Origin of the sequence: Burkholderia sp. 572 (genome assembly GCF_040545135.1) — a bacterium.
GTDB lineage: Bacteria > Pseudomonadota > Gammaproteobacteria > Burkholderiales > Burkholderiaceae > Burkholderia > Burkholderia cepacia.
Genome location: NZ_JBEPLH010000008.1, coordinates 134,571 through 147,868, shown reverse-complemented (window position 1 = coordinate 147,868; position 13,298 = coordinate 134,571). Strand labels below are relative to the sequence as shown.

Sequence of the window (13,298 nt, the reverse complement as noted above, 5' to 3'; positions counted from 1 at the left end):
AAAATGATTTGCGTACAAATTGTTCGCGCGTTCGACGCGCCGCCCGAATGATGGACCGCCCGCCCCCGTTGCCCCAGACGCTCGACGAGCAACTCTGCTTCGCCCTCTATTCGACTTCGCACGCGATGACGAAGGCGTACAAGCCGCTGCTCGACAAGCTGTCGCTGACCTATCCCCAATATCTCGCGATGCTCGTTCTGTGGGAGCGCGACGACATCGCCGTGAAGGACATCGCCGCGCGGCTAGACCTCGACCCGGCCACGGTCACGCCACTGCTGAAGCGGCTGGAGGCGCTCGGCTACGTCGAGCGCGTGCGCAGCGCAGCCGATGAACGCGTCGTGAACGTGCGCGTGACACAGGAAGGCCGTGCACTGAAGGAGCGCGCGCGCTCGGTACCCGCCGATCTGTTCTGCGCTATGCAGCAGTCCCCCGAGTTCCTGGTCAGGCTGCGCGCCGATCTCCACCAGTTGCGCGACGCGCTGTCGGCCGCCAACGAACGCTGACGGGAAAAGCATCGACGAACCGGCCCGGCACCGTCGGGCCTTTTCTTCAAAATTTCATTTGCACACTAATCATTTGTGTTCTATATTTTCGTCGTGGCCGGCGACACCCCGTTCGACCGGGCCGCTTTTCCTCCCTTTTCCCGACAGGAGCTGCACGATGAACATTCTGTACAAGACCAGCGCCACGAGCACGGGCGGCCGCGACGGCCGCGCGGTATCCGCCGACAACAAGCTGGAAGTGAAGCTGGCCGCGCCGCGCGAACTCGGCGGCACGGGCGCGGAAGGCACGAATCCGGAGCAACTGTTTGCCGCAGGTTACTCGGCCTGTTTCCTGAGCGCGATGAAATTCGTCGCCGGCCAGGACAAGAAGGCGCTGCCGGCGGACACGCAGGTCACGGCGGAAGTGGGCATCGGGCCGAACGACGCAGGCGGCTTCGGGCTCGACATCGAGCTGCGCGTGTCGCTGCCGGGGCTCGACAAGGCCGACGCGCAAGCGCTGGTCGAAAAGGCGCACCACGTGTGCCCGTATTCGAACGCGACGCGCAACAACGTACCGGTGCGCCTGACGGTCATCTGACGCAACGCGACGCCACGCATGCAAAAAGGGCGCGTGCGGCATGTAGCCGCACGCGCCCTTTTCTGCTGCGTGACTCGCCGGAATGGCGGACCGGCCGGCTCGCCCTGCGCTGCTTAGCGCGCGCCGAACGAATACGGGCGGTTCATCGCCGATTCGCGATCGATCTTGCGCATGCGGAATTCGAGATCGTAGATATCGGTGGCTTCGGACAGGTACGCCTCGGCGCGCTCTTTACGGGCCGTTTCAGCGTTCTTGGTCAGCATCAGGAAGAGGTGGCTCAGCAGGTACATGGTCGATCTCGCAATCCAAGGGTTCTTTGACTAGGGTTTTCCCGGATTATAGGGAAAACCCTAGTTCTTGGCCAGCGTCGATCAGACGATGCGTCGTTCGGTCGCCACAGTGCGCCGCTGTGCCTCGAAAAAGGCCCAGATCATCGCGCTCGCATCGGGGCCGACCGCCGCATGAAACGGCACGGCTTCATCGCCGCCGGCCCACGCATGATCGAGCCCTTTCACATGACAGAGCCGCACGACAGGCTCGCCGTCGCGGCAGACATCGGTGATCTGCGCGCCCGCGTCGCGCGTCTCGACCCGCTCGCCGCCGCGCAGTGCGCCGCGGCTGTCGGCAAGCCCGTTCAACCGCATGAACTGAACCGTCAGCTGGTCGGCATTCTTCGGGGCGACCACGTGGTCGCCGTCGCCCTGGACGATCAGCGCGGGCATGCCCGGATACGCGGCGGCATCGACCAGCGCATCGACGGCTGCAGCCGGGTTTTGCCGCACGCCGCGCCGCATCACATCCATCGCGGTAATGCCGGAATTCGCCTCGCCGAGCGCGGGGCCCGAGTGCAGCGCCACCGCCGCGAAGCGGTCGGGATGATGCAGTGCAAGAAGCGACGCAAGGCCCGCGCCGGCCGACAGTCCCGCGACATAAACACGCGATGCGTCGAAACCGTGTTCGTCGACGAGCGCGTCGACGAGCGACGCCACCGCGTTCGCCTCGCCGCGGCCCGCGCGGTCGGTATCTTCATACCAGTGCCAGCAGCCATGTGCATGGGCGCGCAGCGACTGCTCCGGATACAGCACCGCGAAACCATGCTTGTCGGCCAGCAGGTTCATCCGCGTGCCTTGCGCGAATTCGTCGACGGACTGCTGGCAGCCGTGCAGCATCACGACGAGCGGCATCGCGCCACGCCGGCGGCCGGGCGGCACGTAGAGCCCGTAAGCGAGATGCTGGACGAGGCGCCCGAGCGCGGGTGCCATCGGATGTTCGCCACGCGTCCATTCGCCTGCCGCCCATGCGGCCGCGCGCGGGCGCACGCGCGATTCGCGCGGCGGGGACAGATCCGATACGGCGGGAGACGCCGCTGCCTCGAGTGCGTCGCGTGTGATGCGCTGCGCATCGCGCGCCGCGCGTTTGGCGGCCGGAGACAGCATGCGTTTCATGCCGCCCAGCCACACCTTGGTCAGACTTTTGGTCATCGATCGGGCTCGCAGTCAGGAAAAATAGGGGCACCACAGCGGATGCAGCGTTCGACTTTGTGCAATGCACCATAACATTGTTTCCGGGATTTTTCCTGCACGCGGATATTTCCCGGCCGCGCAAAAAACGGGGCTCGGGCGCACGCGGCGCTATACTGGGGCTTCGCCGCTTGTATCCGTTGTAGTCGTTCTTTCCGGCTCGCGCGTTGATTTAAGCATCTTCCCCGCCTTCGTTTGTCCCCTTCCCGATGTTCGACCTGTCGTCTCACCTGTGGATCATGATCACCGCGTTCGGCGGCGCCGGCCTGACCTTGCCGCTCGCGATCACGATCGCCGTCTGGCTCGCGCTCGGCTACTCGTGGCAGCGCGCGGCCGCATGGCTCGGCGTGCTCGCGGCCGCGATCGGCGTGGTCGCGCTGACGAAGATCGCGTTCCTCGGCTGGGGCATCGGCATCCGCAAGTGGGATTTCACCGGGTTCAGCGGCCATGCGATGCTGTCGACGTCGGTTTATCCGGTCGCGATTTTCCTGGCGCTGATCCGCACACGCACGCCGGTGCGGCTCGCCGGCATCGCGCTCGGGCTCGCCGCCGGCGTCGCGGTCGGCGTGTCGCGCGTCGCGCTCGACGCGCATTCGCCGTCCGAATCGATCACCGGCTGTATCGTCGGCGCGATCGCCGCACTCGCGTTCATCGCGGGTTCGTGGCGCGCGGTGCCGCACCGCTGGTCGGTGCCCGCGGTCGTCGCGAGCCTCGCGCTCGTCACCGTGGCGCTGCACGGCATCACGGTGCCGTCGCATCGCTGGGTCACCAAGGTGGCGCTGCAGCTGTCGGGCCACGAGCGCCCGTTCGTCCGCGCGCGCTGGAAGGCCAACCCGAACTACCGCCCCGCATCGCAGCCGTCGTCGCTGCAGCGCACCCAGTCGTCGTCGCAGACGCTCCGTACGTGACCGGCCACCCGGCCGGCCCTCCTTTTCACGTCTGACCATTCCATGCGCGCCGTCGCATGTGCGGTATGTCGAGCGTTATAACCCGCCCTATATTACGATTACGGTTTCCACCCATTCGAACGAACTCGCCATGCGCTCAACCGTCCGTCCGCTTCGCCGCACCCTGCTTCGCCTGCTGCCGATCGCCGCGCTTGCCGCCGGGGTCGCGTTCAGCGCGCCCGCTTCCGCCGCCGATGAACTCGTCGTGTCGGCCGCCGCCAGCCTGACGAACGCGTTCAAGGCCGTCGGCGATGCGTACGAGAAGCAGCATCCGGATACCAAGGTGCTGTTCAACTTCGGCGCGTCGGACGTGCTGATGCAGCAGATCGCCAAGGGCGCGCCGGCCGACGTGTTCGCGTCGGCCGACCAGAAGGCGATGGATCGTGCGGCCGACGAAAAGGTGATCGTGCCCGGCACGCGTCGCGATTTCGCGGCGAACTCACTCGTGCTGATCGTGCCGGCGGACAGCCACGCGGCCGCGCCGACGTCGCTGAACGACCTGACCACCCCCGGCGTGAAGCGCATCGCGTACGGCGACCCGGCGTCGGTGCCGGTCGGCCGCTACACCGAAGGCGCGCTGCGCGCGGCCGGTGTGTGGGACGCCGTCAGCGCGAAGGGCGTACTGGCAGCCAACGTGCGCCAGAGCCTCGATTACGTCGCACGCGGCGAAGTCGACGCAGGCTTCGTGTTCGGCACCGACGCGGCGATCATGCCGGGCCGCGTGAAGGTCGCATTGACGGTGCCGACCAAGACCGCCATCACCTACCCGATCGCCGTGGTCAAGGACAGCCGCCACGCCACGCAGGCGCAGTCGTTCATCGACTTCGTCGCGTCGCCGCAAGGCCAGGCCGTGCTGTCGACGTTCGGCTTCAAGCCCGCGGGCAAGTGAGCGTAACGCGATGCAAGACGCCTGGGTCCCGCTGCTGCTGTCACTGAAGGTTGCCGGCTGGGCGACCGCGCTCGACATCGTGCTCGGCGTCGCGGCCGCGTTCATGCTCGCGCGCTGGCGCTCGCCGCTGCGCGACGTCGTCGATTCCGTGCTGACGCTGCCGCTCGTGCTGCCGCCGACGGTGCTCGGGTATTACCTGCTCGTGCTGCTCGGCCGGCGCGGCGTGTTCGGCGCGTGGCTCGACAGGCTCGGCATCGAGCTCGTCTTCACGTGGCAAGGCGCGGTGATCGCGTCGATGGTCGTCGCGTTTCCGTTGATCCTGAAATCGGCGCGGGCGGCGTTCGAAGGCGTCGATCCGCATCTCGAACGCGCCGCGCGCACGCTCGGGCTCGGCGAAGCGGCGGTGTTCTTCCGCGTGACGCTGCCGCTCGCCACGCGCGGCATTCTCGCGGGCGCGCTGCTCGCGTTCGCACGCGCGCTCGGCGAGTTCGGCGCGACGCTGATGATCGCGGGCAACCTGCCCGGCCGCACGCAGACGCTGTCGGTCGCGATCTACGCGGCTGTGCAGGCCGGCGACGACAACACGGCCAACTTCCTCGTGCTGGTGACGTCGATCACCTGCGTGCTCGTACTGCTCGCGACCGGCTGGCTCGTGCCGTCGCGTGCCCGGCGGAGCCAGCTGACATGACGCGCCTGCCTCGCCCATCGTCGCGCGTGGCCGGCCAGCTTCCGCGGAGGCCCGCATGAGCCTCGTCGTCGACATCCGCAAGACCTACGCGAATGCCGAGCGCCGCTTCACGCTCGACATGTCGTTCACCGCGGCGATGCAGCGCGTCGTGCTGTTCGGGCCGTCCGGCGCGGGCAAGAGCATGACGCTGCAGGCGATCGCCGGCCTGTTGTCGCCCGACGAAGGCACGATCGTGCTGAACGGCGAACCGCTGTTCGACGCCGCGCGCCGCATCGACGTGCCGACCCGCGAACGCCGCGTCGCATACCTGTTCCAGGACTACGCGCTGTTTCCGCATCTGAACGTGCGCCAGAACATCGCGTTCGGGCTCACGCCGGGGCTGCGCAACCCGCGCGCGAAAGCAGTGCCGCCGGAAGTCGCGTACTGGCTCCAAGCGTTCGATCTCGAAGCGCTCGCGGGGCAGTATCCGTCTCAGCTGTCCGGCGGGCAGAAACAGCGCGTCGCCCTCGCGCGCGCACTGGTCGCGCAGCCGCGAATCCTGCTGCTCGACGAACCGTTCGCCGCACTGGACGGCGCGATGCGCCAGCGCATGCGTCACGAGCTCGCCGAGCTGCAGGCGCGGCTCGACATCCCGATGGTGCTGATCTCGCACGATCCCGACGACGTCGCCGCGTTCGGCGACCAGGTCGTGCAGTTGAGCGAAGGACGCGTGCAGGCGGCGACGCCGCACGCCGAGTGGCCGACGCGCGTCGCTTGAGTGCGCGTGGCCGTGGCCGTGGTCGTCGTGGCAAGCACGTTGGAGCCTGAGAGAAGCCGCCAGCAGCGGCACAAGCGGAAAGCGGAAACGAAGCCAGCGCCGTACGGATACAGCGGCGACGCCGGCTTCGCTCCGTCCGTCACACAACGGCTGAAGCGCGTCGGTACGCCGCCGCTCAGCCCGTCACCGCAAGAATCACGCTCGACGCCTTGAACAGCGCGATCGCGCGCCGGCCGGCACCGAGCTGCAGCGCATCGACGCTGTCGTTGGTCACGACGGCCGTCAACGTCCCGCCGCCGTCGAGCGCCAGTGTCACCTCGCTGTTCACCGCGCCCGCTGCGACGGTTTCCACGTGGCCGCGCAGCTGGTTCCGCGCGGACACCGTCAACGCGTGCTCGCCATCGTCGGCCGCGAGCACGACCCAGGACGCCTTCACGAGCGCGCATGCATCCGCGCCAACCTGCAGGCCGAGCGCATCGGCGCTCTCGTGCGTCAGCACGGCAACGACCGGCTGTCCGCCGGGCAGCGTGAGCGTGACCTCGTCGTTGACGGTGCCGCGCACGATCGCCGCGACCTTGCCGAACAACTGGTTGCGCGCGCTGGTCTTCATCCCGATCCGGCCGATCAGCGCCCAGTCGACGTCGAACCCGGCCACGGCCGCGCTCGCGGCCTCGATGAACCGGCGATGCTCGCGCTCGATCGTGCGGAACGCGGCGATCAGCGATGTCGCGCGCGGCGTCAGCGTCGTGCCGCCGCCGCCCTTGCCGCCCGTCGAACGCGCGACGAGCGGTTCGCCCGCGAGATTGTTCATCGTGTCGACGGCATCCCACGCGGCCTTGTAGCTGAGGCCGACGGCCTTCGCCGCGCGCGTGATCGACCCGGTGTCGCCGATCGCCGCGAGCAGCGCGATGCGCGTGGCGCCGCCGAGCGTCTGCTCGCCGGCGCGCAGCCACAGCTCGCCGCCCAGTTCGAGCGGTTCGGCGGACGGGGAAGAATGCGGTGCGTCGGTCATCGGGATACGTGCGGGAATTGGACCGGAGCCGGAATCGGGCCGGAATCAGCGGGCCATTATAGTCGGCGCGTGCCGCTCAACCCGGCTTGCCGTCGAGCTTCGGCGGCCGCAGGCTGGCAAGCAGCGTCTCGGCGTCGCGCGCCGCGCGCTGCTCGAGCGCCGCGCCGTAGCCGCGCACGAAACCGAGCTGGTACGGCGGCGCCGCCAGTTTCTCGAGATGATGCAGCGCGACTATCGTGTCGTTGGCTTCGCCGAGCACGCTCTGCACGCGCGCGAGCGTCTTGACCGTCTCGGTGCGCGTGCGGCGCGATGCCAGCGACGCGAAGAACTCGAGCGCATAGCGCAGCCGCTTCGCATCGATCCGCACCTGGTGGCGCGCAGCCGTGTCGAGCGACGTGAGCGATGGCGACGCGTACAGATGGCCGAACAGCCGCCGCACGCGCTTCGTCGCGTGGCGCCGCAGCGAGGGTGCGTCGCCGTCTTCGGCGTGCGGCAGCGCAAGCGAGCCCAGCCATTCGAGCCAGCCGAGCGTCAGCCGCGCGTAGCGGGCCGAATGCAGCGCCTGCCGCAGCTCGCCCCGTGCCGCGACGCACTGCGCGCGCGCGGCGTCGAGCGTGCCGTTCCATTCGCCGTCGCCGCCGTCGGCTGCGATCAGCGCGGGCAGGCTCTCGGTCGCGAACACGTCCCAGTCGCGCACCGTGCCGAGCAGCGCGGCAAGCCAGTGCATGTCCACGCCGAGCGTGTCCCGCCACTGGCGGTCGGCAAAGCGCGGGAAGAAGCGCATCAGCGTACGCAGGCGGCGCAGCGCGACCCGCATCTGGTGCACGAATTCGGGATCGTCGTACTCGAGCACGCCGCCCTCGTTGCCGAGCCATTGCGCGGTGATGTCGCCAGACAACGCGAACAGCGCGGCGCGCTGCGTGCGCACGCCGATCAGGTCGACGGGCTGCGCCTTGACGGGCCCGCTGGCGGCCGGCTCGTCCGCACATGCGCGATCGATCACGCTCGTCAGCTGGACGAATGCGGGCCACGCGCCGCTCAGTTCGCGCGCCGCGGCAAACAACGCGTGCAGCGCGGCCGTGCGCGCGGCCCGGGTTTCCCAGTCCGGCGCGGCAAGACGCAGTTCGACATAGCGGCGCGGCGGCTCGCCGCCGCGATGCAACGTGACGTCGTCGAGCGTCATCTCGACCACGACGCCGCTGTCGTCGGCCCACCGCCCGCGCCGCCGCTCGCTGACGAGGCGCGGCGCCGACGATTCCGTCTGCATGCCGGCCTCTGCGCGCCCGGTCGTATCCGGCGCGACGCCGTCGACTTCGCCTGCCGCCTCGGGTACAGGCAACGGCATCGCGACGACGATGCCCGCATGCTCCGCGTCGAACAGTTCGCGCGTCGTGACCCCCGGCGCAAACACCTTCGTGCGCGACGCGACGACCCGCCTTCCATGCGCATTCGACTCGACCCACGTCCACCAGCTTGCGCCGGGGCTCGGCTCGGCCTCCTCGATCTGGCACGGCTCGATCGTCACGCGCTCATGGCCGCGGCGCATCCGGACCTGCGGGCAGATCCGCCACGCGCGCACGAGTTCGGCACCGAAATCACGCTGCATGCCGCGGGCACGACCCGCAGCCTTGGCCGGCCACCCTTCCAGCGACAGCGACAACACGATTTCCAGCACACGCGACATGGAGGCTCCTGCACATGAAGAAGCGCCGGCGGGTCTTCCGATCGTGCCGGCGTCGTCCGTGAAGCTGCTTCCATAGTACACGCCGCAAAAACGGGCAGGCAACGATCTGGCCCTGTCGCCCTGTCGCAGGTCAAACGGCGTACTGCGCGAGGCCGTTGCCGAACGACCAGTTCTCCTTCAGCACCTCGACGAGACTGATGAAGACGTCCTGCTGCCGCACGCCGGGCTGCTGCGCGAGGTTGTCCGCGATCGCCCGGTACAGCGCGCGCTTCTGCTCGAGCGTGCGCGTGTTGTTCGCGGTGATCTGGATCATCACGAGATCGTCGCTGCGTTCGATATCGAGGTAGTGGCGGCCGTACACGAAGCTCTCGGCCGCATGCTCGGTGACGACCATGAAGATGTCGTCCTCGGGCACGTTGAACGCGTGCATCAGCGCGCGATGCACGCCATCGACGAGCGCCGCGCGGTACGCGGCCGGTTTGCCTTCGCGGACTGCGATACGGGTGAATGGCATGGTCCTGCTCCTGTCGGTGAAGTTGACGTTGACGAACGGAAACACAGCGTCAGGTTAGGCGCGCCGAACTATAATGAACAGTCATTGATGAATATTTCATCCATTTACATCGAAAATGAAAGTCCTCGACCTCGATGCCGTACGCGCGTTCGTGCTGGTCGCCGATCTCGCCAGCTTCACGCGCGCCGCCGACGCGCTCGGCACCACGCAGTCGGCCGTGAGCCTGAAGCTGAAACGGCTGGAAGCGCACCTCGGCAAACCACTGCTCGCACGCACGCCGCGCGTGGTCAAGCTGGCCGCCGACGGCGAGAATTTCCTGCCGGCCGCCCGCGCGCTGCTCGACGCGCACGACCACGCGCTCGGCGCGATCTCGGCCGGCACGCACCGGCTCGCGCTCGGCGTCAGCGAGCATGTCGCCGTGCCCGACCTGCCGGCCGTGCTCACGAGCCTGCATCGGCAGGACCCGGGGCTGTCGCTCGAAATGCATCTCGGAACGTCGACGAACCTGCTCGCGCAATACGACGAACGCCGGTTCGATGCGGTGATCGTGCGGCACGAGCCGGGCGAGGACCCGCCGCGCGAAGACGGCACGTTGCTGTTTGCAGAGCCGCTGGCCTGGCTCGCCGCGCCGGACTGGGCACCGCGTGCAGGCGAGCCGCTGCCGCTCGCGGTGCTGGCCGGCCCGTGCGGCGTGCGTGCGGCCGCGCTGCGCGCCCTCGATCACGCGGGGCAGCCGTGGCGAGAACGCTTTACGGGAGGGGGGGTCGCGGCCGTCACGGCCGCCGCTGCCGCGGGGCTTGCCGTCTGCCCGCTCGCGCGGCGTGTCGCGCCGCGCACGCTGGTCGACGTCGGTGCGAAATTCGGGCTGCCGCCGCTGCCGCTGTCGCAGGTCGTGCTCTACTCGCGCGTGCGCGACCCACGCGCGGCCGCCGCGCTGCGCAGGTTTGCCGACAGCCTTGCAATCTCGGCGTAAACTGACGGGTTTCGCCGCCAGCAATCTTCAGAAGAATTCCAATGAAGCCCGAAGCCCGCAAGCACCTCCGTGCCAACCTGCTGATGCTCGCCGCCGCCGCGATCTGGGGTTCGGCTTTCGTCGCGCAACGCCTGAGCCTCGACGTGATCGGGCCGTTCCTGTTCACGGGGCTGCGCTTCCTGCTCGGCGCGCTGGTGCTGGTGCCGCTGCTGACGCTGAACACGGCGTCGCGCGCGCAGCTCGCGGCGATCCGCCGTGCGCCGGCGCTGCTGCTGCCGGGCCTCGCGCTCGGCGGGCTGCTGGCGGTATCGATATCGCTGCAGCAGATCGGCCTGCAGTACACGCGCATCGCCAACGCGGGGTTCATCAGCTCGCTGTACGTCGTGATCGTGCCGCTGATGGGTGTGTTCGCCCGTCACCGGATCGGCGCGGGCACGTGGTTCGGCGCGCTGCTCGCGGCGATCGGCCTGTATTTCCTCAGTATCGACGAGCACTTCTCGGTGCTGTACGGCGACTGGTTCCAGCTCGCCGGCGCCGTGATCATCGCCGCGCACGTGATGGCCGTCGGCCATTTCGCCCGGCGCCACGATCCGCTCGTGCTCGCGTTCCTGCAATTCCTCGTGTGCGGCGTGGCGTGTCTCGCGGTCGGTCTCGCCGTCGAGCCGGTCAGCGGCGCCGTGCTGCGCGGCGCACTGCCGACGCTGCTGTACGGCGGCCTGTTGTCGGTGGGCGTCGGCTATACGCTGCAGGTCGTCGCGCAACGCGACGCCGCGCCCGCGCATGCAGCCGTGATCTTCAGCATGGAAGGCGTGTTCGCGGCGATCGCCGGCTGGGCCGCGCTCGGCGAAACGCTGACGCTGCGCGCGCTCGTCGGCTGCGCGCTGATGCTGGCCGGCCTGCTCGCGTGCCAGTTGCTGCCGAACGGCGACGCCCGGAAAAAGGACGAGGACGCACTGCCGGCGTGACACGCACCGTCCCTATAATGGCGGTTCGCGTGATAACCACGCCAACCGCTTCCGACAGGCCCGCTCCGTGACGTCCACTTCCGTCGATCCCGCCGCCGACCTGCTGCGCGAACGCGCAGCGCACTACGCCACCCAGGCGGCGCTGTTCCTGCGCGACCAGGCACTCTCCACCGCATCGCACGACCTGCGCAGCCCGCTGAACGCCATGCATAGCTGGGCATACGTGCTCGAGCGCCAGCTCGCCAACGCCGATCCGAACCTGCAGCGCGCGCTCGCGGGCATCCGCACCGGAATCGACCAGCAGGTCGCGCTGATCGACGACGTGCTCGATGCGCCGCGCGCGGAAACACGCACGCTCGCACTCGCGCCGCAGCCGTTCGCGCTGCGCGCGTTGCTCGACGACACACTCGCACTCGTCCGTTTCGCGCTCGCCGACGCACGACAGGTCACGCTCGACGCGACGCTGCCGGACGGCGAACCGTCGCTGAGCGCCGACCGCGAACGCATCGCGCAGGCGCTCTGGACGATGCTGACGGTCGCGGTCGAAGCCAGCGCCGCCGGCGGCCGCGTGACGTTCGCGTGCGCGCGCGACGGCGTGCAGTTCACCGCGCGCGCCACATGCACCGTCAACGCCGACACGCTCGCCGATCCCGCGCAGCCGCACGCGTTCGAATCGTTCGCACGACGCGAGCTGCTGCGCGAGCGCGACGCGAAGCGCGTCGCGTGGGCGCTTGCGCTTTGCCAGCGCGTCGCGCTCGCACACGGCGGCACGTTCTCGCACGACGCGTTCGCCGATGGCGCAACCGCCACCGTCACGTTCTCCGTCCCCGGCGAGGCGCCGGTGTAAGCCAGCGGCCGCCCGATACATTACGAATTCCTTTCTGGCTCTATACTGACGGGCCTGTCATAACCGGAGTGATTCTTTGTTACAGATCTTCGCGCTCATCGGCGCGTTGTTCCTGGTGGCCCTGAACGGGTTCTTCGTCGCGGCCGAATTCGGCCTGGTCAAACTGCGCGCCACGCGCGTCAAGACACTGGCCCGCAAGCACGGCCTGCGCGGCCGCATCCTCGGCATCGTGCACGGCCGGCTCGACGCGTATCTTTCCGCGTGCCAGCTCGGCATCACGCTCGCGTCGCTCGGCCTCGGCTGGGTCGGCGAACCGGCGTTCGCGCAACTGCTCACCCCGCTGCTCGACCTGATCGGCGTGCAGTCGGAGCGCGTCGTGCACCTGATCTCGCTGGTGTTCGCGTTCTCGCTGATCTCGTTCCTGCACATCGTCGTCGGCGAACTGGCGCCGAAGTCGATGGCGATCCGCCAGTCGGAGAAGGTCGGCCTGTGGGTCGCGCTGCCGCTCTATGCGTTCTACTGGGCGATGTACCCGGCAATCTGGGTGCTCAACAACAGCGCCAACGCGGTGCTGCGGCTCGCCGGGCTGTCGGCCGACCATGGCGGCGACGCGCACTACTCGACCGACGAATTGAAGCTGATCCTGCGCAGCCGCCGCAGCACGGCCGGCAACACCGCGCAGCCGGCGCGCGGCACGTACACCAACGACGAGTGGAACACGCTCGCGCATTCGCTCGATTTTTCGTCGATGACCGTATCGGACCTGATGCGGCCGGCCCATGAAATGATCGGCCTGCGCCGCGACCTGCCGCTGCCCGACAACATGGAGATCGTCGCGCGGCACCGCTTCAGCCGCTATCCGCTGTTCGAGGATGCGTCGCGTGAACAGGTGAGCGGGCTGATCCACCTGAAGGACCTGCTGCTCGCGCGTCACGCGGGCGCCGCGCTCGAGGACCTGTCCGACTACGTGCGCCCCGTGCAGTACGTGAAGCCCGACACGCCGGCCCTCGATCTGTTCCGCCGTTTCCGCAAGGGCGCACCGCACTTCGCGCTGGTCGGCAACAAGGGCGAGAAGCCGATCGGCTTCCTGACGCTCGACAACCTGCTCGGCGCGCTGGTCGGCCAGATCCACGACGAGTTCCGCCAGGGCGACGCCGACTGGAGCCGCCTCGACGACGGCACGCTGATGGGCAAGGGCAGCCTGCCCGTCGTGTCGCTCGAACAGGCGCTCGGCATCGACATCGACGAAGGCCGCGCGGAATCGGTCGGCGGCCTCGTGATCCAGGCGCTCAGCGACCTGCCGACCGAAGGGCAGCGCGTGTCGTTCGACCGCTTCGACGTCGTCGTGAAGAAGATGAACGGGCCGCGCATCGTGCTCGTGCGCGTCTACCCGAAGATCGCGAAAGAGGCCGACGAATGACG

General features: G+C 68.7%; 15 protein-coding genes. 10 read left to right on the top strand and 5 right to left on the bottom strand.

What is annotated here, in order from left to right; genetic code table 11:
* The first annotated feature begins 50 nt into the window (after nucleotides 1-50).
* Both ABIC51_RS17050 and ABIC51_RS17045 read left to right on the top strand, forming a co-directional pair.
* Nucleotides 51-503 (top strand): MarR family winged helix-turn-helix transcriptional regulator, encoded by a 453-nt coding sequence (locus tag ABIC51_RS17050; RefSeq protein WP_027791066.1) that lies wholly within the window; start codon nucleotides 51-53, stop codon nucleotides 501-503.
* 157 nt (nucleotides 504-660) lie between these two features.
* Nucleotides 661-1,080, top strand: coding sequence for an organic hydroperoxide resistance protein (locus ABIC51_RS17045; RefSeq protein ID WP_027791065.1), 420 nt, complete (start codon nucleotides 661-663; stop codon nucleotides 1,078-1,080).
* Between the two features lie 113 nt (nucleotides 1,081-1,193).
* Here ABIC51_RS17045 and ABIC51_RS17040 read toward each other — a convergent pair whose 3' ends face one another.
* Both ABIC51_RS17040 and ABIC51_RS17035 read right to left on the bottom strand, forming a co-directional pair.
* Nucleotides 1,194-1,370 (bottom strand): DUF3563 family protein, encoded by a 177-nt coding sequence (locus tag ABIC51_RS17040; RefSeq protein ID WP_021156289.1) that lies wholly within the window; start codon nucleotides 1,368-1,370, stop codon nucleotides 1,194-1,196.
* A gap of 81 nt (nucleotides 1,371-1,451) precedes the next feature.
* The gene (locus ABIC51_RS17035) at nucleotides 1,452-2,561 is read right to left on the bottom strand and encodes an extracellular catalytic domain type 1 short-chain-length polyhydroxyalkanoate depolymerase (RefSeq protein ID WP_060194897.1); all 1,110 of its coding nucleotides are present in this window, start codon (nucleotides 2,559-2,561) and stop codon (nucleotides 1,452-1,454) included.
* A 248-nt stretch (nucleotides 2,562-2,809) separates the two neighbouring features.
* Here ABIC51_RS17035 and ABIC51_RS17030 point away from each other — a divergent pair, with 248 nt between their 5' ends.
* The 4 genes from ABIC51_RS17030 to ABIC51_RS17015 all read left to right on the top strand — a co-directional run bounded on the left by ABIC51_RS17030 (nucleotide 2,810) and on the right by ABIC51_RS17015 (nucleotide 5,881).
* Nucleotides 2,810-3,508, top strand: coding sequence for a phosphatase PAP2 family protein (locus ABIC51_RS17030; RefSeq protein WP_021156291.1), 699 nt, complete (start codon nucleotides 2,810-2,812; stop codon nucleotides 3,506-3,508).
* A gap of 130 nt (nucleotides 3,509-3,638) precedes the next feature.
* Nucleotides 3,639-4,436: a molybdate ABC transporter substrate-binding protein gene (gene modA / locus ABIC51_RS17025; protein WP_146252601.1), complete on the top strand. Its 798-nt coding sequence runs from the start codon at nucleotides 3,639-3,641 to the stop codon at nucleotides 4,434-4,436.
* Between the two features lie 10 nt (nucleotides 4,437-4,446).
* A complete protein-coding gene (gene modB, locus ABIC51_RS17020) occupies nucleotides 4,447-5,124 on the top strand; it encodes a molybdate ABC transporter permease subunit (RefSeq protein WP_027791061.1) in 678 nt (225 codons plus the stop codon).
* Between the two features lie 55 nt (nucleotides 5,125-5,179).
* Entirely contained in the window at nucleotides 5,180-5,881 is a 702-nt protein-coding gene (locus ABIC51_RS17015) for a sulfate/molybdate ABC transporter ATP-binding protein (RefSeq protein ID WP_146252600.1), read from the top strand.
* A gap of 175 nt (nucleotides 5,882-6,056) precedes the next feature.
* Here ABIC51_RS17015 and ABIC51_RS17010 read toward each other — a convergent pair whose 3' ends face one another.
* The 3 genes from ABIC51_RS17010 to ABIC51_RS17000 all read right to left on the bottom strand — a co-directional run bounded on the left by ABIC51_RS17010 (nucleotide 6,057) and on the right by ABIC51_RS17000 (nucleotide 9,091).
* Nucleotides 6,057-6,893: a TOBE domain-containing protein gene (locus ABIC51_RS17010; protein ID WP_354006562.1), complete on the bottom strand. Its 837-nt coding sequence runs from the start codon at nucleotides 6,891-6,893 to the stop codon at nucleotides 6,057-6,059.
* Nucleotides 6,894-6,969: 76 nt separating this feature from the next.
* Complete coding sequence (locus ABIC51_RS17005; protein ID WP_175898093.1) at nucleotides 6,970-8,577, bottom strand: CHAD domain-containing protein; 1,608 nt, start codon at nucleotides 8,575-8,577, stop codon at nucleotides 6,970-6,972.
* Nucleotides 8,578-8,707: 130 nt separating this feature from the next.
* Entirely contained in the window at nucleotides 8,708-9,091 is a 384-nt protein-coding gene (locus ABIC51_RS17000; RefSeq protein WP_175898094.1) for a tautomerase family protein, read from the bottom strand.
* 115 nt (nucleotides 9,092-9,206) lie between these two features.
* Between ABIC51_RS17000 and ABIC51_RS16995 the strand changes: the two genes are divergently transcribed.
* From ABIC51_RS16995 to ABIC51_RS16980, 4 genes are all read left to right on the top strand, one after another.
* A complete protein-coding gene (locus ABIC51_RS16995) occupies nucleotides 9,207-10,064 on the top strand; it encodes a LysR family transcriptional regulator (protein ID WP_027791056.1) in 858 nt (285 codons plus the stop codon).
* A gap of 41 nt (nucleotides 10,065-10,105) precedes the next feature.
* Nucleotides 10,106-11,029, top strand: coding sequence for a DMT family transporter (locus ABIC51_RS16990; RefSeq protein ID WP_059693920.1), 924 nt, complete (start codon nucleotides 10,106-10,108; stop codon nucleotides 11,027-11,029).
* A 67-nt stretch (nucleotides 11,030-11,096) separates the two neighbouring features.
* A complete protein-coding gene (locus ABIC51_RS16985) occupies nucleotides 11,097-11,876 on the top strand; it encodes a sensor histidine kinase (protein WP_027791054.1) in 780 nt (259 codons plus the stop codon).
* Between the two features lie 76 nt (nucleotides 11,877-11,952).
* On the top strand, nucleotides 11,953-13,296 hold the full coding sequence (locus ABIC51_RS16980) for a hemolysin family protein (protein WP_027791053.1): 1,344 nt from the start codon (nucleotides 11,953-11,955) through the stop codon (nucleotides 13,294-13,296).
* Nucleotides 13,297-13,298 lie beyond the last annotated feature (2 nt).

Coding starts and splice junctions, on each gene's coding strand:
- ABIC51_RS17050 (WP_027791066.1), top strand. CDS start 51: ATGGACCGCCCGCCCCCGTTGCCCCAGACGCTCGACGAGCAACTCTGC.
- ABIC51_RS17000 (WP_175898094.1), bottom strand. CDS start 9,091: ATGCCATTCACCCGTATCGCAGTCCGCGAAGGCAAACCGGCCGCGTAC.
- ABIC51_RS16990 (WP_059693920.1), top strand. CDS start 10,106: ATGAAGCCCGAAGCCCGCAAGCACCTCCGTGCCAACCTGCTGATGCTC.
- ABIC51_RS17035 (WP_060194897.1), bottom strand. CDS start 2,561: ATGACCAAAAGTCTGACCAAGGTGTGGCTGGGCGGCATGAAACGCATG.
- ABIC51_RS17015 (WP_146252600.1), top strand. CDS start 5,180: ATGAGCCTCGTCGTCGACATCCGCAAGACCTACGCGAATGCCGAGCGC.
- ABIC51_RS17040 (WP_021156289.1), bottom strand. CDS start 1,370: ATGTACCTGCTGAGCCACCTCTTCCTGATGCTGACCAAGAACGCTGAA.
- ABIC51_RS17010 (WP_354006562.1), bottom strand. CDS start 6,893: ATGACCGACGCACCGCATTCTTCCCCGTCCGCCGAACCGCTCGAACTG.
- modB (WP_027791061.1), top strand. CDS start 4,447: ATGCAAGACGCCTGGGTCCCGCTGCTGCTGTCACTGAAGGTTGCCGGC.
- ABIC51_RS16995 (WP_027791056.1), top strand. CDS start 9,207: ATGAAAGTCCTCGACCTCGATGCCGTACGCGCGTTCGTGCTGGTCGCC.
- ABIC51_RS17005 (WP_175898093.1), bottom strand. CDS start 8,577: ATGTCGCGTGTGCTGGAAATCGTGTTGTCGCTGTCGCTGGAAGGGTGG.
- ABIC51_RS17030 (WP_021156291.1), top strand. CDS start 2,810: ATGTTCGACCTGTCGTCTCACCTGTGGATCATGATCACCGCGTTCGGC.
- modA (WP_146252601.1), top strand. CDS start 3,639: ATGCGCTCAACCGTCCGTCCGCTTCGCCGCACCCTGCTTCGCCTGCTG.
- ABIC51_RS17045 (WP_027791065.1), top strand. CDS start 661: ATGAACATTCTGTACAAGACCAGCGCCACGAGCACGGGCGGCCGCGAC.